The sequence below is a fragment of the Collinsella aerofaciens genome, from assembly GCF_015556945.1.
Classification (GTDB): domain Bacteria; phylum Actinomycetota; class Coriobacteriia; order Coriobacteriales; family Coriobacteriaceae; genus Collinsella; species Collinsella aerofaciens_AO.
Map to the genome: position 1 here is coordinate 1 of NZ_JADNNH010000037.1, position 17327 is coordinate 17327.

Consider the following 17327-nt stretch of genomic DNA (forward strand, 5'->3'; position numbering starts at 1 on the left):
CGCCGGCCACATGGTCCGGCGGGGCGCCCTTTTACCTATATGTGGCCGGCACGCAGCCCAAGGCCCGCAAGCTCTTATTCAGCCGCCTCGCGCAGGGCCGACATCGTTGCCGCATATTGCTGCTGCAACGCATGCATTCCCTCGCGAGCGCCGTCGACGGCATCGGTGCCGCGCAACGCCTCGGTCACCACGACCGCCGGCTCATACAGGTTGTCGAATCCCAGGTTCTGGCTCACGCCCTTGAGCGTGTGCGCTGCCATAAACGCACCCTCGGCGTCTCCTGCCGCCATGGCGGCCTCCAGCTTGTCCATGCTCTCGTCATCCAAAAACTTGAGGGCAAAGCGGGCAAGCATTTCCTCGCCCATCAGCCGAGCGCACGAGTCATCATAATTAGCGCCGATCTTCTCATACGCCTCACGCATGGAAATCATGGATTAAAACTCCTTTGGTCAAACTAAATCGTGGGAAACGCGACGACGTCGGCGGGGCGTGCCAATGTCTCGGCAATACGGTCTTGCACCTCGAGCAGGCAGTCGAGCAACAGCGGGTTAAAGGTGCCGCACTTACCGTCCAGGATCATCTGGATCGCTTCCTTGTGCGGGATAGCGTCCTTGTACACGCGCACGCTCGTCAGGGCATCGTACACGTCGGCCACCGAAACCACCTGTGCGGCAATGGGAATTTCGTCGCCCTTAAGGCCATCGGGATAACCCTTGCCGTCCCAGCGCTCGTGGTGCCAACGCGCAATCTGGTACGCATATTCCATAAGCGCATTGCCGGCGTAATGGCTACTCAGCTCAAGCAGCATGTTGGCGCCGATCGTGGTATGCGTCTTCATAATCTCGAACTCCTCGGGCGTAAGGCGTCCGGGCTTGTTGAGAATCGCATCGTCAATCGACATCTTGCCGATATCGTGCAGTGCCGAAGCCAGGGCGATCGTGGAGCGTTCCTCATTGTCGAGGGAGATCGTGTCGCTACGCTGGACCAGACAGCCCAGCAGCAGCTCGGTCAGCTTCTCGATATTCGTAACGTGTCTGCCGCTCTCGCCGTTGCGAAGCTCCATGACGCCGGCCATGATGTCGATGAGCATGCGACTGTTCTTGACGCGCTCGTTGTACTGCTGGGACAGCAAGCTCGTCAGGCGGCGCTGCTTGGCGTATAGGCGGATGGTGTTGCTTACACGGCGGCGCACGACACGGGAGGCAAACGGGCGGTTGATATAGTCCGAGGCGCCCAGCTCGTACGCGCGCAGAACCATATCATCGGAATCTTCGCTCGAGATCATGATGACAGGCAGATTGTCGATACCCGATCGGCGCGACAGATCGGCCAGCACCTCAAAGCCGCTTATGCCTGGCATGACAATATCCAGCAGCACGAGCGACAACTCATCGCCATAGCGGTCGACCATGTCGAGCGCCGCACGACCGTTATCGGCCTCGAGGATGCCATACTCGTCCTTGAGCATCTCGTTGAGAATGGCTCGGTTCATCTCGGAGTCATCGACGATAAGCACCAAAGGCTTTTCGCTTTGGAAGGCCTCGATGGAATCGGCATCGGTCACGACCGTACCGGCTTTTGCCTTAGCGCGGCTCAATAACTGAACAGCGCGGCCAACGCCCTCATCGACCGTCTCGCCATGAATGCGAACGCCACCAACACATGCCGTCAAGCTCACGTACTCATGGCCTGGAATAATCGTGGCATGAACGGCATCGGATACCTGATGCAGACGACGGGTGAAGTCATCGGAGGGAATATTGGGCATGACGACCACAAACTTGTCGCAGCCATAGCGCACAAGCTCGTCAGTCGAACGAATTCCGCTGCGTATGGCTGTCGCCACAGCACCGAGCGCAAGGTCGCCGGCATGACGGCCACACGTATCGTTGAAAACCCTAAAATCATCAAGGTCGATCACCGCAACGCCGGCATTCATGCGAGCGCTACGGAGCTTTTCCTCGTAATATCGGCGATTGTGCACGCTCGTCAGCACGTCGGTGTAGACAAGGTCCTCTTCTGCAGCCTCCTGCTCATCAATCGGACGCACCATCAGCAAGACATGAGGCTCGCCCTCGACCTTCAGAGGGCGCAGACGGGCGCGGTACTCAACACCATCGTTGAGCAGTTGCTCCGACACCTCATCGGAGCCTGCCAAGGCCTCAAGGCTCGACTGACGCAAACAAGGGCAGCGATTGCCGGCGAGCAGGCAGTTGCGCTCGCTCTTAATCTGGTCGGCCGACAGCAAACGCACCACGGGGTAGGTCTTCGCGACACGGGCGACCTCGGCGGCAGCCTCCTCGTCGGTTAGATTTGCCTCGTGATTATTGAGCATATGGGGCCCTTTCTATCGTTATGCACGGCAACGGTGCATATCAAATGGTACAAGGGTAACATCTAACAACTGCAGGCAAACGCGCGATTATCGTTGCATTTTTATGACCTGGCAAACGGCGGTAATGGAGCCGCGGGCGCGCGGTTATGGGCACATTCGTTAACAAAGGCGAAACGCTAACAGTCCCCCTCCCCGCAGGTCATCGAGCGTGCTAACGCTCCAAGACATCGCGAACGGCGTTTGCCGCCGTAACGGGGCGATCGCGCAGACCGTTATGCGCGCCCGGGATCGTCACAAGGGGGCAATCGAGGTATTCGGCAGCCGCTCGCGTGCCAGCCTCGCGGGGCGTATCGACCGAAAGCTCGCCCAAAAACACGGCCAAGACTGCCTTTGACGCGCGGGCGCGCTCCCAGTCGGGAGCATATGTCATATTTGTTCCATATTCGTTCGCCATAAAGCAGCGACCATTGCGCAGGGCATGTTTGACTTCCGCTTCGGTCGTCCCAGGAGCCTCGGGGTCCAAGTCGCCGAGAGCTCCCAAGAAAAGCCGGAGCGCCCTTGAAACCTTTCCCGCCGCAATCATATCGAGCAAAACCGGAGCTGCGCCCATGCCGACACCTTCGGCCGACACAGCCGGCTCATGCAGAATCGCACGAGCGACGAGCTGGGGTTCGGTGCGAAGAAGCTCCAGCGCCACCAACGTACCGGCGCTGTGCGCAAGCACATTTGTCGGAGCGCCAACGTGTTCGATCACAGCTTGCAGGTCGGTGGCCTGGGCGGCAAGATCATAGCTGCCGTCTGCCGCTTCGCTGCTGTCACCACAGCCGCGGCGGTCGTAGGCAATTACGCGGTAGTTGCGGCTGAGCTCACAAGCGATGCCGTCGAAAAATGTGCCGTCGACACAAGCGCCGTGCACGCACACCAAGGCAGGGATATCAGGCGGCACATCCGGGCCGGCATATTCGCGACAGGCAATCGTGGTGCCCGCATTCTCGACCGTAAAATCCATGTTGTGCCCCCATCATCAATGCCCATCCAGCTGCACGTCAGTACGGTTGGATGGACCCGCATTGCCTTACGACTTGTTAACAGATTAACTTTACCCGACCCGAGGCTTTTCATGGCGCGGCATCATGAGCGACGTGAAAAAACGAAACTTGTAAAGCAAGAGCCCACACCCTGCTTCGGAGCCGATGCTATGCTTAGGCACAATTGTCTTGAGGAGCATATGCCTATGTCTACGTTTTTGAATGCCAGCCCCATCTTTGGGCCCGTTCGCAGTCGTCGCCTTGGTCTCTCGCTCGGCGTCAACATGATGCCGGCCAGCGGCAAGATCTGCACGTTCGACTGCATCTACTGCGAGAACGGTCTCAACGCCGAGCGCCCCTGCCATGAGCCGTACAACACAGCTGCCGTGGTGCTCGACGCGCTCGAGGCAAAGCTGCGCGAGATGGCAGCCGAGGGCGAGCTCCCCGATGTGATCACCTTCGCAGGCAACGGCGAGCCCACCGCCGCACCGGAGTTTCCCCAGGCCATTGCCGGCGCCGTCGTGCTGCGCGACGAGCTTGCCCCAAACACCAAGATCGCCGTGCTCTCCAACGGCACACGCGCCGACCGCCCCGAGGTGCACGACGCGCTCATAATGGTCGACGACAACATTCTTAAGCTCGATACCGTCGACCCGGCGTTTATCCAGCTGCTCGACCAGCCCGTTGGCCTCTACGACGTCGAGCACCAGATCGAGACGTTCGCAAGCTTTGACGGTCACGTTATTATCCAGACGATCTTTTTGACCGGCGAGTATCAGGGCAAGCTCATCGACAACACCGGCGAGGAGTACGTTGCCCCCTGGCTCGCGGCGCTTGAGCGCATTCGCCCACAAGAAGCGACCATCTACACGGTGGCGCGCGAGACACCGGTCGCCGGCCTTGCCAAAGCAGCGCCCGAGGTGCTCGACGCCATTGCCGCGCGCGTGCGCGCCCTCGGTATTCCCTGCCAGGTGAGCTACTAGCAAAACCACTCAGCAGCTCGTGTCCGCCATCTCACTCCATCAGTTGCGGTGATATAGTTCCTATTTATGCTGTTAAACCGCTTAAATCGGAACTATATCACCGCAACTTTTATGGACGCGTGGGTGGGCTATACTAGCTGCGGATGAAAGGAAGTTAGCCATGTATGACAAAGGACCCGTGCCTGGCCGCAACGACGCTTGCTGGTGCGGCAGCGGCAAGAAATACAAGAAATGCCATAGCGCCTTTGACGAGCGCCTCGAGCGCTTGTGGGAAGAGGGCTGGGAGGTTCTGCCCCGCACGCTCTACAAGACGCCCGCCGATATCGAGGGCATCAAGCGCTCGGCGGCTATCAACGTGGGCGTGCTCGACTACGTAGGCGAGCGCATCGCCGCGGGCATGACCACCAACCAGATCGACCAGATGATCTACGACTACACCGTCGAGCATGGCGGCACGCCGGCAGACCTCAACTACGAGGGCTACCCCAAGAGCGTGTGCACCTCGATCAACGACGTGGTCTGCCACGGTATCCCCTGCGATACGGACGTGCTGCACGAGGGCGACATCATCAACGTGGACTGCTCCACGATCCTAGACGGCTACTTTAGCGACTCGAGCCGTATGTTCTGCATCGGCGAGGTCTCGGCCGAGCGCCAGCACCTGGTCGACGTCACCCGCGCCAGCGTGGAGGCGGGTCTGGCGGCCGTCAAGCCGTGGCTACCGCTGTCCGTGATGGCCGAGGCCGTGCAAAAGACGGTCGAGGACGCCGGCTTTAGCGTGGTGCGCGAGTACGGCGGACACGGCATCGGTAAGGAGTTCCACGAGGACCCGTTTGTGGGCTTTACCACCGAAGCGCCCGACGTGGACACCATCATGGCCCCGGGCATGGTCTTTACCATCGAGCCCATGGTTAATGCCGGAGCGCCCGACATCAAGATTAGCAAGGGTGACGGTTGGTGCGTGCGCACCAAGGACGGCAGCGATTCGGCCCAGTGCGAGGTTCAGCTCGTGGTGACCGAGGACGGTTACGAGCTGCTGAGCTGGTAGCCGTGGATGCGCCGGATGCTGACGGGCAAACCCGTCTTGCATCCGGCGTTTTTATTTGAACGTTTTGCCTGATATAACCTGCCAAAATAAACCTGTCCCTTTTTGGTAGGTCGAGCAGAGAGGACTGCTTGTGAACATCCTGGTTTTGCTGCCCGTCAACGACCGCCATCGCGCAATTCTTGAGTCGAGCGCTCCGGGCGAGGACTTTATCTACACGAGCTCCGACGCCGCCACGCGCGAGCAGGTCGCCAATGCCGACGTAATCCTGGGCAACATCGACCCTAACATGCTCACGGCATGCGAGCACCTCCAGCTGTTGCAATTGCAGACCGCCGGCTATGACGACTACCTTGCCGCCGGCACCGTGCCGGCTGACACCAAGCTGTCTTGCTCGATCGGCGCCTACGGTCAGGCAGTAAGCGAGCACATGTTTGCCATGGTCCTTTCCATGATGAAGCGCCTGCCCGGCTACCAGGACCTGCAGCGCGAGCATCGCTGGGAGGATTTGGGGCCGGTCACCTCGCTCAAAAACGCCAATGTGCTGGTGCTGGGCGCGGGCGATATCGGCGGCCACTTTGCAACGCTCTGCCGCGGCATGGGCGCGCACGTCCGCGGCATCAAGCGCCATCCGCTCGTCTACCCCATTGTATTTGAGGACATGGACGGCATGGACGCCCTGCCCGAGCGCCTGGCCGAGGCAGACGTCGTCGCATCCTTTATGCCCAGCACACCCGAGACCCGCGGCCTGGCGAACGCTGAGTTCTTCGCCGCGATGAAACCAGGTGCCTTCTTTGCCAACGGCGGCCGCGGCGATCTTGTGGTCGCCGACGACTTGGTTGCCGCTCTGGAATCGGGGCATCTCGCCGGAGCCGCGGTGGATGTTACCGACCCCGAGCCGCTGCCCGCGACAAGCCCGCTGTGGGATGCGCCCAACATGCTCATCACGCCGCACGTCTCCGGCTGGTTCCACCTGGCCGCTACGCTCAACAACGTGGTCGACATCGCCGCGGAGAACCTACGCCACTTGCAAGCTGGCGAGACGCTCCGCTGCTGGATCGAGCATTAGGGTTCCGCCGTTCTAACGAACGGCGGACCGGTCGACGCTGCGCGCCGCCCAGAGCGACAATTTGTCATTCAAAAGGCGAGGCATGACCAGAAGGTCAATGCCTCGCCCTTTTCATGCCAACTTGTTCGCTCTGGACGTCGCTCGCTGACGTTTGCTCAACCCGCGGTGTCTTAACAATTCTGTCCAGCTGCTGGCATTGCGGCATTTGCCCAGATAAAACCTGCCAAAGTAAACCTGTCCCCTTTTGTTAGGTATTAGAGCTCCACGCTTTCGGCTCCGTTGATGTTGAGGTTGCGCTCGTAGAAGGCCGTGAGGGCGCGGATGGCGCACATCACGTCGCGCACGCCGCCGGTCTCGTAGCTCGAGTGCATGGCAAGTTGCGGCAGGCCCACGTCCACGGCATGCATGCTCGCCTGCATGTTCGACAGGTTGCCCAGGGTAGAACCGCCGGCCATATCGCTCTTGTTGGCAAAGGCCTGCGTGGGCACGTCGGCGTCATCGCAAATGGCCTGGAACACCGCGCGGCTAAAGGCATCGGTGCAGTAGTGCTGGTTGGCGGCTTCCTTGATGACGATGCCGCCGTTAAGCACCACCTGGTTGCGCGCATCGCACTTCTCGGCGTGGTTGGGGTGCACGGCATGCGCGTTGTCGCAGCTCACGAGCATCGATGCGGCAAGCGCACGGTGGTACGACTCGTCGTCAAAGCCCAGCGAGCCGTTAATGCGTCGCAGTGCATCGGCCAAGAACGTCGACATGGCACCCTGTTTGGTCTCGGAGCCAACCTCCTCGTTATCAAAGCAGCAGAAGACCGAAACGTCGTGCGCGTTCTCGGCACCCAAAAATGCCTGCAGCGAGGTGTAGGCGCAGGCCAGGTCATCGAGCTTGGGCGTCGAGATAAACTCATCGGCCCAGCCCCAAATGCGCGCATCCTGACGATTGACCAGGAACAGATCGCGGCCCAGGATCTGCTCGGGCTCAACGTCCAGTTCATCAGCGATCAGGGCGTCAAAATCTCCCTGCTTAAGGTCACCGGCGCTGATGAGCGGGCACAGGTCGACGGCGCGGTTGGGAGCAAAGCCCTCGTTAACGCCGCGGTTCATGTGGATAGCAAGACTCGGGATAATAGCGACCTCGCGCTCGGTGGCAAGCAGACGACTCTCGATACGGTCGCCCTCGCGCACCAGCACGCGGCCCGCGAGCGCCAGCGGACGATCGAACCAGGTGTAGTCGATCATGCCGCCGTAGGCCTCGGTGTTCAGGCGCAACGTCTCGCCTGCGCCGTCGAGCTCGGGCACGGCCTTGACCTTAAACGTCGGCGAATCGCTGTGCGACGCCGTGAGCTGAAAATGATAGTCACCGGCAACGCCGTCCTCGCCCCACGTCGCGGCCAGGTCCTCGCCCACCTTAAAGGCGATAACGCTCGAGGTGTTGCGCTGCGTGTAATAGCGACCGCCCGGCTCGATATCCCATGCCGCGTTCTCGGGCAGGTAGGTAAAGCCCGCCTCGTCGAGCTCGGCCATAATGGTCGCCGCCGTATGGAACATGCTGGGGCATGCCTCGATAAAGTCGATAAGGTCGTTGGCGGCCTCGATATCGTCGGCCGTCACGTGCACGCGCTCGGGCGTTTCCTGATCCGTCATGCTCTCCCCTTTCGCTGGGTTGATGGTCCCCTCCAGCATACCCCGCCGCGCCAGCGCCGCACTCTTCATTCCATGCTTAATTCCGCGCCGCTCACCAAGTTGAGTCATCATCCCCACGCTCCTTTTGCGACAATTGCGCTAACAGGACGAGAGGAGCCGTCATGAAACCACGTAACATTGCCATCGTCTGCGGTGTCGCGGGAGTCGCCGTCGGCCTTGCCGCTGCCACCGGTATCGTTTATCACAAGCAAATCAAGTCCGCCGCGTCGCTCAAACGCTTGACCGGCTACGTAGATGGCTATGACCTGTACGCAATCGACATCGCCTACGACTACGATCTTGATCGCATCACCGCCGCTGGCGTGCGCGACGACCAGGCCTACATCGATGCCGTGGTGGCGCAGGTGCTGCCCGGTGTGCCGGCACATGTCCAGGCACCCCAGTTTGCCTGCAGCGCTTTTGTCGCCGTAGATGCCGAAGGCCGCGTGCGCACCGGTCGCAATTACGACTTTAAGGACGACACCTCGGCGCTGCTGGTGCGCAATCACCCACGAGGCGGCTATACCTCCATCGGGTTTGCCGCCCTTAACAACCTGGGCGATAACACTCCGCTTGACTCCGTCGGCGGACGTGCCGCCGCACTCATGGGCCCGTTTGCCCAGCTCGACGGTGTTAACGAATGTGGCGTGTCCATTGCCGTGCTCACCCTGGATTCCAAACCCTGTGACCAGGACACGCAGCGCCCCGTCATCAATACCTCACTCGCCATCCGCCTGGTGCTCGACCGCGCGGCTACTACGCAAGAAGCTGTCGACCTGCTTTCCGCCCACGACATGCACGCCATGGCAGGACGCGATTACCACTTCTTTATCAACGACGCCGCCGGTGACGCGCGCGTAGTAGAGTGGGATCCGCGCGATCCGGACCGCGCTTTCAAATCGACTCCTGTACGCCAGGTCACGAACTTCTACGCCTGCTATGGCGACGAAGTGCTGCCCAACCAAAAGAATGGCGAGCTGGGCCATGGTAAAGAGCGCGCCGTCGCAATCGCCGATGTCCTTGACGCCCATGTCGGTGCCCAGGACGAAACGATTGCCTGGGAAGCCCTGCGCGCTGCAGCGCAAGAGCCCAATCCGGAAGACATCACCAGCAATACGCAATGGTCGGTCGTCTTTGACAATACCGAACCCGCCGCCGCTATTACACTGCGCCGTCACTGGGGCGATGTCGACGCCTTCGCGCTGTAAGGAGCCAGGCCCGTCGACCTTACGCTCGCCTGACGTTGTTTACATTTCTATACGCTTGAGCCAACTCGTTTTACCCCCGTACCAGCAGTGTGCGGGGGGTAAACTTATGCGCATGTTATAACTTGCCCGGAAGGATTCATCATGCTTAGGATCGGTCTTCTTACCAGTGGCGGCGACTGCCAGGCGCTCAACGCCACCATGCGCGGCATTGTCAAAACGCTTATGACCAATAGCGAAGAGCCTATTGAGATCTATGGTTTTGAGGACGGCTACCAGGGCCTTATCTACAGCCGGTTCCGCGTCATGACGCCCGCCGATTTTAGCGGCATCCTTACCCGTGGCGGCACCATCCTGGGCACGAGCCGTACGCCGTTCAAGCGCCTGGATATTCCCGAGGCCGACGGCGTCGAGAAGGTGCCGGCAATGGTCCACACCTATCATAAGCTGCAGCTCGACTGCCTGTTTATGCTGGGCGGCAACGGCTCCACCAAGACCGCCAACCGTCTGCGCGAAGAGGGCCTCAACGTTATCGCCCTGCCTAAGACCATCGATAACGACACCTGGGGCACCGAGCTGACGTTTGGCTTTACGAGCGCCATCGACGTCGCCACCAAGTGCATCGACGACATTCACACCACCGCTTCGAGCCACGGCCGCGTGTTCGTTATCGAGATCATGGGCCACAAGGTTGGCTGGATCCCGCTATACGCCGGCGTCGCGGGCGGCGCGGATGTCATCTTGATTCCCGAGATCCCCTACGACATGGATAACGTCATCAAGACCATCGAGCATCGCATGGAGACCGGCAGCCGCTTTACCATCGTGGCCGTCGCCGAGGGCGCTATTTCCAAGGAGGACGCGGCGCTGTCCAAGAAGGAGTACAAGAAGAAACTCGCCGAGCGCACGAGCCCGTCGATCGTCTACGACATCGCCAAGGAGATCGAGGCCAAGACCGGTCGCGAGACCCGCGTCGCCATCCCCGGCCACACGCAGCGCGGCGGCCAGCCCGACGCCCAGGACCGCATCTTTGCGACCCAGTGCGGCGTCGAGGCGGCACTGGGCTGTCTACGCGGCGAGTTTGGCTACATGATCGCCCTGCGTGACGGCAAGATGTGCCACATGCCGCTCGAGGAAGTCGCCGGCAAGCTCAAGTATGTCGACCCCCAGAGTGATCTGGTGCGCGAGGCCAAGGCGCTGGGCATCAGCTTCGGCGACGAATAGCCTCGGCCGAAACTGCTCTCATCGGAGACCCCAGGGCTTACCTCCCAAATCGTCCTCGGACATGTCAGGATCCCGCCGTGCGCTTCGCGCGGCGGGATCCTTCCGTCCTGCGGAAAGATTTGGGAGGTAAGCCCTGGGGCCTCCTGCGGTAACTAGGGAGGCCGTGGCTATTCGTCTTCTTGCTGCGGGTGCCTGGGGTAGGATGCGGCGTGCATTTTTGGGAGTATTCAGCAGCCGAGGGTGCCTGCATACTGGATTTTGGGCGAAAGGCAGGCACCATGGGCCGCATCCTGTAAAAAAACGAGCGGCTCTAGAGGCGTTGGGACTCAGAATCGGGGCTTTCAGCGCGGTTTTGTGCACCCGCCCCCGCGCCCGCGGACCCCGGGATGCTGAATACTCCGGAATTTGCACGGCGCCCCCTGGGGTACCTGTGGGCAAAAAGCAACCGCCCCGTCAAAGTATGCATTTGGCGGAGCGGTTTATGCAAAAATACTGCTGCGGGCGCGTCGGCAGCTCGCTAGAACTTGAATCCCAGGACAGGTTACTCGGCGCTCTTGAGGGCGCCGACCATGTCGATCTTATTGAGAGTCCGGTTGGTGGCGAGGTTGACGATGATCGTAAAGCCGAAGGAAAGCACCACGGCAAGCACGTAGCTCAGCGGCTCGACTTCGACGTCAAAGTACAGCGACGGCATCTGCAGGATGTACGTAAGGCTCTCGGCAAGCAGGCCACCCAGCGGCACGCCCAGTGCGGTGCCAATCGCCGTGAGGATCAACGTCTCCTTGTTGACGTAATGGTGTACCTCGCCACGGCGGAAGCCCAGCACCTTGATGGTCGCCAGCTCGCGCTCGCGCTCGGAGATATTCGTGTTGGACAACGTAAACACCACCACAAACGACAGGCACGCCGCCATAAAGGTCACGAGCACCACGACGGAATTGATGATAGTGAAGTTCGCCTCGTAGTTCTGCCAATGTTCGGCCGTGCTCGAGATGGTGAGCCAACCGTCACTCTTAAGATTCTTGCTAAACGCAATCTGGTCGGCCGACGAGCCCTTAAGCAGCACAAAGATGCCGTTAAGACGCGCGCTTCGGCCGAACGCGCGCTCATAGGTGCCCTGCGTCATATAGAGCGTGTTGCCCAAATAGTTGAGCGAGATGTCGCTGACTTTGACCTTGGCGACGTTGAGCGACGAATCCTGGACCTGCGCCGTGTCGCCCGGCTGAATCCCAAGAACCAGCTGTGAACTCTTGCTCAGATACACGTCTCCGTCACGCAAAGACAGTGGCTCTTTGGACTCATCCTCGAGACGCGCGTAGTCGTCCAGGTCGTTCGTGCGGTCATCGGGCACCACGATCAGCTGCACGGTCTCGCTCTTGCCGCCAAATGTAAAGGTGACGTTGTCGGTCATAATCGGCAGCGTCGAAGACACCGTCACGTTAGAATCCTTAGCCGCGCTGCGCTCATCCAATGCCGCGCACGTCTGCGAAAAATCGTCGGGATTGGCAACCGCCAGCAAGTCATAGCGCGTGATATGCCCATACTGCTTGGGCGAAAGCGCGACCGACGTGTCGCGAATACCCATACCGCAGATCACAAGCGCGGTGCAACCCGCGATACCGAAGATGGTCATAAAGGCGCGCTTTTTGTAGCGAAACAGGTTACGTGCTGCCACCTTGTTCAAAAAGCCCATGCGGCGCCAGATAAAGCCGATGCGCTCGAGCAAGATACGCGAGCCGGCGCGCGGGGCCTTGGGGCGCATGAGCGAGGCCGGAGTCTCGGCCATCTCGTGGCGGCAGGCGATAATCGTGGCGCCCACCACGCCCACGGCAAACAGCGCCACCGAGACGATCGAGGACACGATGTCGTACGAAAGCAACATCTGGGGCAGCGAGTACATGTCGTCGAACACCGTAAACAGGAACAGCGGCAGGCCCACAAATCCGATGATGTTGCCGAGCACGCCGCCGATCAGACAAGCCCACAGCGCATAGTCCACGTATTTGGACAGGATGCGTCCGCGCGAATAGCCGAGCGCCTTATACAGGCCGATGAGCGTGCGCTCCTCCTCGACCATACGCGTGGCGGTGGTAAGGCTGATGAGCACGGCGACGATAAAGAAGATGAACGGGAACACCGTGGCGATGGCTTCAATTGACGAGCTATCGCTCTCCACGCTCGAGTAGCTTGCGATATTGCCGCGGTCCTGGATGTACCAGGTGCATTCGCCCAGGTCGGAAAGCTCGGCGCGGGCGTCGGCAAACTGTTGGTCGGCGGCGGCACGGCGCTGGTCCAGGTCGGCTTGCGCCTGCGCACGCTCGTCGCTGCCCTCGGCCATGCGATTGATGTTGTCCTGCTCGATCCCAAAGAGCATGGCGGCCTGACGCTCGGCCGCATCCAAGCTTGTCGGCGTGTCGACCGTCAGCTCCTGAGCGCGCGCCTTCTCACGCTCCTCGCGGATCTTCTCTATATTGCCCTTGACCTCATTGATCTTTGCCGCGTAGGCATCCGAATATGAGTTGAGATCCTTGGCTCCCTCGACGACCACGTGGACCGCGGAGTAGGAAGAAGATGTCGCGGCGTCCTCGCTCACATAGAACTTATAGTCCGCCGCCGAGGCGGCACGGAAGGCGTTGACCGTCGAGTCGGAGCTCACATCAGTGGGATCGAGAACCTCGGCCGTGATGGTGTAATCGCCATCGGCAAACTGATCCTTGGCGCTTTGGTTCGACGAGCTCGCATCGTTGGCAGCAAAGCTCACCGTATCGCCGAGCTTTTTGCCCGAAGCCTTCAGGAACTTCGAAGTCACCGCGACCTCATCGGCGCTCTCGGGCAAATCGCCGTTCACGAGCACTGGCTGATCGATATTCTCCTTGGAGAGACTTTGCACGACCACGCGCTCGCGCGTTGTGCCCACGGCGGTGTAGGCGGTCTCGGTGTAGATGCCCTCGGCCGTTTCGACGCCATCGACCTCTTGGATGGCGTCGAGATCATCGTCAGTCAGGCCATAGGTCGACTGCACGTTAATGTCATAGACATTTTGCTGGTCGAAGTAGGCGTCAACCGAATCGCACAGGTCCTCGCAACCCGCCTTAAGGCCGCACATCACGCTCACGCCGAGCGCGGTGATCACGACGATAGACAAGAAGCGTTTGAGGCTGCCGCGAATCGTGCGGTAGACACCGCGGCGAAACACCGTCGGCACCATATCGTTTGAGCTTTGGGCAGTGCGGTAGGTCGTAAAATCCTGCTCGCGCTCCGTGTTCTGCGCGTCGCGGCGTTGGCTGTTTTGGCGGTCCTGATCCATGGGCGCTACCACTCGATCGTCTCGATAGGCACGGGATTTTGCTGGACCGTCTCGCTCTCCACGCGGCCGCTCTTAAAGCGAATCAGGCGATCGGCCATGGGCGCGAGCGCGGAGTTGTGCGTGATGATGATGACCGTAATGCCCTGCTTGCGGCAGGTATCCTGCAGCAGCTGCAAGATCTGCTTGCCGGTTTTATAGTCGAGCGCGCCCGTGGGCTCGTCGCACAGAAGCAGCTTGGGGTTCTTTGCCAGTGCGCGGGCGATGGACACGCGCTGCTGCTCGCCGCCCGAAAGCTGTGCCGGAAAGTTGCCCAGGCGCTCGCCCAGGCCAACCTGGCGAAGCGTTTGTTCGGCATCGAGCGAATCGGGGCAAATCTGAGCTGCGAGCTCAACGTTTTCGAGGGCCGTCAAGTTGGGGACCAGATTGTAGAACTGGAAGACAAAGCCGACGTCGGCGCGGCGGTATTCCACGAGCTGCGCCTCGTTAGCGGAGCTCACGTCGCGCCCGTCCACCGTCACGGTGCCGGAAGTTGCCGTGTCCATGCCGCCCAAGATGTTGAGCGCCGTCGTTTTACCGGCGCCTGAAGCACCCAAAATGATGGCGAGCTCGCCGCGCTCGACCGTAAAACTCGCGCCGTCGAGTGCGTGAATGCGGGCGTCGCCCTCGCCGTATGCCTTGATGACGTCTTTGAATTCGATATAGGCCATCGATTAATTCCCATCTGGTCGGATAACTCTTTAGTATTACCCATTTCGCACCGACCAAAAAGGGACAGGTTCATTTTGGCAGGTTTTATATGGGGAAACGGCAGCTATAGATGAGGCGCCGGGGAGGCAGAGAAATCATCGATGGGGTCAGGCCGACCGCCAAACACAACGCACGCATCTCAATCTGTCAGCCAAATCATTCGAACAGCTGTTCGTTTCTATGATATGATTCCGCTATCTAAGCAGGCCAATACGCAGAAAGGCGGCCAACATGGCGTTCGACTTTAAGAAGGAATGCAAAGAGCTCTACAGACCTGCAAGCAAGCCGAGTATCATAACTGTCCCGCCTATGAGCTACGTTGCCGTTCGCGGAAAGGGCGACCCAAATACCGAAGGTGGCGAGTATCAAAATGCCCTGCCGCTGCTTTACGGCATCGCCTATACCGTCAAGATGTCAAAGAAAGGCTCAAGGAGTATCGAGGGCTATTTCGACTTTTTGGTACCGCCGCTCGAGGGCTTCTGGTGGCAAGACTCCCCGAGCGGCGACATCGATTATGTACGCAAGGACGATTTCAACTTTATCTCGTGCATCCGCCTGCCCGATTTCGTCACTCAGGATGACTTTGACTGGGCGGTCGCGGAAGCCACGGCCAAAAAGAAACTGGACTTTTCTGCCGTCGAGCTGCTTAAAGTTGACGAGGGTCTCTGCGTTCAATGCATGCATACCGGACCCTACGACAGCGAGCCGGCAACCGTAGACGCCATGCATGAATATGCGACCGAGCAGGGCTATGTCCCCGACTTCTCAGACACCCGTTTACATCACGAAATCTATCTTTCCGATCCACGCAAGTGTGCGCCGGAGAAACTTAAGACTGTGGTTCGTCATCCTATCAAGCGCGCTGAATAGCGTGGAGCGTCATTTCACGCGCTGGGTTTTAAGCCAGCCAACCAGCCGCCTCCTAGGCCGTCCGGTAATTATCTTGACGCGGCCCGTCGCATCTTATAAGTTTGTTTTGCTAAAGCTGGAAAGCCTCTCAACGATGCGCAACTCCAGCTCTTTTTCTATCAAGAGGCTTAATGAAATACCAGAAGTCGCGGATATCCATCAACGAACAAATAGCACTATTGACAGAAAACAAGGGTCTTAAGTGCTCTGATCAAAGCGAACTCGAGCGAGCTTTGGTCGAAGCCAACCACTACAGACTGTCGGCCTACTGGTTTCCCTACAAAACCAAATGCAAGTCCGGGATTACCATCTTTCGCGAAGGCACAACATTCGAAACCATCATCTACACGTATGAATTTGACCGAGCCCTCCGGCAGTTAATGTTTGATGCGGTCGGCAGTGCGGTCGGCAGAATTGAGATCTACCTCAGAAGCAGAATTGCCTATCTTGCCTCTGAGGAACGCGGGCCTTTCTGTTACCCAGATGTCGCCATAACGAGGCTCAACTCGGCATGCCCGTCGAGCTCTGCGCCGCACTGGGCTACGCAGCCGTCTTTGGCAGCGCCACCAATACGCTGCTCGCACCCATCCTTATTGGCTGCGAAGTCTTCGGCTTTGGTAACTTGCCGATGTTCATTATTGTCTGCGTTGTGGCTTACCTGTTCAACATGGATAAGTCCATCTACGCCCTGCAGGAGCGGGCGTAGATCGATGTCCAGGCAGGTGGTCTCAGCCGGAAACGGTGTCCCACTCTGAGGCTGTATTCCGGGACACGGTTTCCGCTTGGGACGCCATTCGGAAAGCGCATCCCGTTCTTTCACGGCATCTTGGCTATGTAAAGTGTTCGGGCACTACTCTTCGTAGGCGCCCTCAAGCCGAAGCAGCCACTCCTTGCGGTCGAGCCCACCGGCATATCCGTTGAGCGAACCGTCTGCCGCGACCACGCGATGGCACGGCACAATAATCGAAATGGGATTACGCGCGACCGCGGCCCCCACGGCACGGGGAGACACAACGGGCGCCTCGTTTCCCGGTACACGATGTCGAGCCGCAACACGCTGGGCGATCTCGCCATACATGGCAACCTCGCCGCGCGGAATGGAAAGCAGCTCGTACCAAACTTCACGCTGAAACGCCGTACCGATCATATGCAACGGCGGCGTAAACCGAGGTTCCTGCCCTGCAAAATAAGCATTCAGCCAAGCCCAGGAACGCTCAAGCACCGAAGACGCCGCACCATTTGCAGGACTCACCGACGACATGCCGCCAGCACCAGAAACTGCATCGGCGCCTTCAACATGTTCAGGATCTTCTTTGAGAAGCGTGGAGCCAAAATGCTCCTGTCCCTCAAACCAAAGCCCCGTCAGACCGCGGCCATCAGCGGCAAGCAAGATTTCGCCCAAAGGCGAAGCAAACGTCGTCGTGACCACCAGCGGCTCCTTTCAAAACTCCGCAACATAATACCGCGAATTGTGCAGACAACCTCAATCGACCCCAAAGTTACCCAAGGCAGCAGGCGCAACGCGCCGCAGCTGCCGGCCGCGCCCCACAGTCCCCAAAGGCGGCAGGCGCACAGCGCCGAGGCCGCCGCCGGGACCAGAGCCCGCAACAGCCGCGCGCCCCCACATCAGCCCAGCGGCCCCAACCAACAACTGCCCCATCACAGGCCGCTCGCAGCAGCGTCACCGCAGGCGGGGGCCGGGCTTAGTTTTCAGAACACTCCGCACTGATATCTTCTGTATTGAAGACGTCGATGGTGCACCCGTATACCATTGACGTCGACACCATCAGATGCGG

14 protein-coding genes and 1 pseudogene are annotated in these 17327 nt (G+C 59.7%); 8 read left to right on the top strand and 7 right to left on the bottom strand.

What is annotated here, in order from left to right; all coding sequences use genetic code 11:
- Positions 1 to 74: 74 nt before the first annotated feature.
- From I2F59_RS09160 to I2F59_RS09170, 3 genes are all read right to left on the bottom strand, one after another.
- Positions 75 to 431 carry an Hpt domain-containing protein gene (locus tag I2F59_RS09160; RefSeq protein WP_195503940.1) on the bottom strand — a complete coding sequence of 119 codons (357 nt, stop codon included), beginning with the start codon at positions 429 to 431 and terminating at the stop codon, positions 75 to 77.
- A gap of 23 nt (positions 432 to 454) precedes the next feature.
- A complete protein-coding gene (locus I2F59_RS09165; RefSeq protein WP_195503941.1) occupies positions 455 to 2335 on the bottom strand; it encodes a diguanylate cyclase in 1881 nt (626 codons plus the stop codon).
- A 211-nt stretch (positions 2336 to 2546) separates the two neighbouring features.
- Positions 2547 to 3344, bottom strand: a complete 798-nt coding sequence (locus I2F59_RS09170; RefSeq protein WP_195503942.1) for an alpha/beta fold hydrolase — start codon at positions 3342 to 3344, stop codon at positions 2547 to 2549.
- 225 nt (positions 3345 to 3569) lie between these two features.
- Between I2F59_RS09170 and I2F59_RS09175 the strand changes: the two genes are divergently transcribed.
- The 3 genes from I2F59_RS09175 to I2F59_RS09185 all read left to right on the top strand — a co-directional run bounded on the left by I2F59_RS09175 (position 3570) and on the right by I2F59_RS09185 (position 6460).
- Positions 3570 to 4346, top strand: coding sequence for a radical SAM protein (locus I2F59_RS09175; protein ID WP_195503943.1), 777 nt, complete (start codon positions 3570 to 3572; stop codon positions 4344 to 4346).
- Positions 4347 to 4506: 160 nt separating this feature from the next.
- The gene (map, locus tag I2F59_RS09180) at positions 4507 to 5394 is read left to right on the top strand and encodes a type I methionyl aminopeptidase (protein ID WP_195503944.1); all 888 of its coding nucleotides are present in this window, start codon (positions 4507 to 4509) and stop codon (positions 5392 to 5394) included.
- A 130-nt stretch (positions 5395 to 5524) separates the two neighbouring features.
- A complete protein-coding gene (locus I2F59_RS09185) occupies positions 5525 to 6460 on the top strand; it encodes a D-2-hydroxyacid dehydrogenase (protein WP_195503945.1) in 936 nt (311 codons plus the stop codon).
- 254 nt (positions 6461 to 6714) lie between these two features.
- Here I2F59_RS09185 and I2F59_RS09190 read toward each other — a convergent pair whose 3' ends face one another.
- Entirely contained in the window at positions 6715 to 8100 is a 1386-nt protein-coding gene (locus I2F59_RS09190; protein WP_195503946.1) for a M18 family aminopeptidase, read from the bottom strand.
- Between the two features lie 161 nt (positions 8101 to 8261).
- On the opposite strand from I2F59_RS09190, the gene I2F59_RS09195 reads away from it, so the two are divergent.
- Together I2F59_RS09195 and I2F59_RS09200 are read left to right on the top strand one after the other, a co-directional pair.
- Positions 8262 to 9347 (top strand): carcinine hydrolase/isopenicillin-N N-acyltransferase family protein, encoded by a 1086-nt coding sequence (locus tag I2F59_RS09195; RefSeq protein ID WP_195503947.1) that lies wholly within the window; start codon positions 8262 to 8264, stop codon positions 9345 to 9347.
- A 141-nt stretch (positions 9348 to 9488) separates the two neighbouring features.
- Positions 9489 to 10568: a 6-phosphofructokinase gene (locus I2F59_RS09200; RefSeq protein WP_118387254.1), complete on the top strand. Its 1080-nt coding sequence runs from the start codon at positions 9489 to 9491 to the stop codon at positions 10566 to 10568.
- A 541-nt stretch (positions 10569 to 11109) separates the two neighbouring features.
- Here the strand turns inward: I2F59_RS09200 and I2F59_RS09205 are convergent.
- Together I2F59_RS09205 and I2F59_RS09210 are read right to left on the bottom strand one after the other, a co-directional pair.
- A complete protein-coding gene (locus tag I2F59_RS09205; protein ID WP_229065428.1) occupies positions 11110 to 13875 on the bottom strand; it encodes an FtsX-like permease family protein in 2766 nt (921 codons plus the stop codon).
- Between the two features lie 5 nt (positions 13876 to 13880).
- Entirely contained in the window at positions 13881 to 14582 is a 702-nt protein-coding gene (locus I2F59_RS09210) for an ABC transporter ATP-binding protein (RefSeq protein ID WP_118206577.1), read from the bottom strand.
- Between the two features lie 271 nt (positions 14583 to 14853).
- Here I2F59_RS09210 and I2F59_RS09215 point away from each other — a divergent pair, with 271 nt between their 5' ends.
- The 3 genes and pseudogenes from I2F59_RS09215 to I2F59_RS09225 all read left to right on the top strand — a co-directional run bounded on the left by I2F59_RS09215 (position 14854) and on the right by I2F59_RS09225 (position 16237).
- Positions 14854 to 15492 (top strand): GyrI-like domain-containing protein, encoded by a 639-nt coding sequence (locus I2F59_RS09215; RefSeq protein ID WP_195503948.1) that lies wholly within the window; start codon positions 14854 to 14856, stop codon positions 15490 to 15492.
- A gap of 170 nt (positions 15493 to 15662) precedes the next feature.
- Positions 15663 to 16010 (top strand): annotated as a pseudogene (locus tag I2F59_RS10100) (Abi family protein); the annotation flags it as partial.
- A 32-nt stretch (positions 16011 to 16042) separates the two neighbouring features.
- The gene (locus I2F59_RS09225) at positions 16043 to 16237 is read left to right on the top strand and encodes a chloride channel protein (protein ID WP_117635684.1); all 195 of its coding nucleotides are present in this window, start codon (positions 16043 to 16045) and stop codon (positions 16235 to 16237) included.
- Positions 16238 to 16381: 144 nt separating this feature from the next.
- Here I2F59_RS09225 and I2F59_RS09230 read toward each other — a convergent pair whose 3' ends face one another.
- Positions 16382 to 16960, bottom strand: coding sequence for a methylated-DNA--[protein]-cysteine S-methyltransferase (locus tag I2F59_RS09230; protein ID WP_271755884.1), 579 nt, complete (start codon positions 16958 to 16960; stop codon positions 16382 to 16384).
- Positions 16961 to 17327: the final 367 nt, after the last annotated feature.

Excerpts from the sequence above, each read along its gene's own strand:
- I2F59_RS09195 (WP_195503947.1), top strand. The coding sequence starts at position 8,262 with ATGAAACCACGTAACATTGCCATCGTCTGCGGTGTCGCGGGAGTCGCC.
- I2F59_RS09190 (WP_195503946.1), bottom strand. The coding sequence starts at position 8,100 with ATGACGGATCAGGAAACGCCCGAGCGCGTGCACGTGACGGCCGACGAT.
- I2F59_RS09205 (WP_229065428.1), bottom strand. The coding sequence starts at position 13,875 with ATGGATCAGGACCGCCAAAACAGCCAACGCCGCGACGCGCAGAACACG.
- I2F59_RS09215 (WP_195503948.1), top strand. The coding sequence starts at position 14,854 with ATGGCGTTCGACTTTAAGAAGGAATGCAAAGAGCTCTACAGACCTGCA.
- I2F59_RS09170 (WP_195503942.1), bottom strand. The coding sequence starts at position 3,344 with ATGGATTTTACGGTCGAGAATGCGGGCACCACGATTGCCTGTCGCGAA.
- I2F59_RS09175 (WP_195503943.1), top strand. The coding sequence starts at position 3,570 with ATGTCTACGTTTTTGAATGCCAGCCCCATCTTTGGGCCCGTTCGCAGT.
- I2F59_RS09160 (WP_195503940.1), bottom strand. The coding sequence starts at position 431 with ATGATTTCCATGCGTGAGGCGTATGAGAAGATCGGCGCTAATTATGAT.
- I2F59_RS09225 (WP_117635684.1), top strand. The coding sequence starts at position 16,043 with ATGCCCGTCGAGCTCTGCGCCGCACTGGGCTACGCAGCCGTCTTTGGC.
- I2F59_RS09210 (WP_118206577.1), bottom strand. The coding sequence starts at position 14,582 with ATGGCCTATATCGAATTCAAAGACGTCATCAAGGCATACGGCGAGGGC.
- I2F59_RS09200 (WP_118387254.1), top strand. The coding sequence starts at position 9,489 with ATGCTTAGGATCGGTCTTCTTACCAGTGGCGGCGACTGCCAGGCGCTC.
- map (WP_195503944.1), top strand. The coding sequence starts at position 4,507 with ATGTATGACAAAGGACCCGTGCCTGGCCGCAACGACGCTTGCTGGTGC.
- I2F59_RS09165 (WP_195503941.1), bottom strand. The coding sequence starts at position 2,335 with ATGCTCAATAATCACGAGGCAAATCTAACCGACGAGGAGGCTGCCGCC.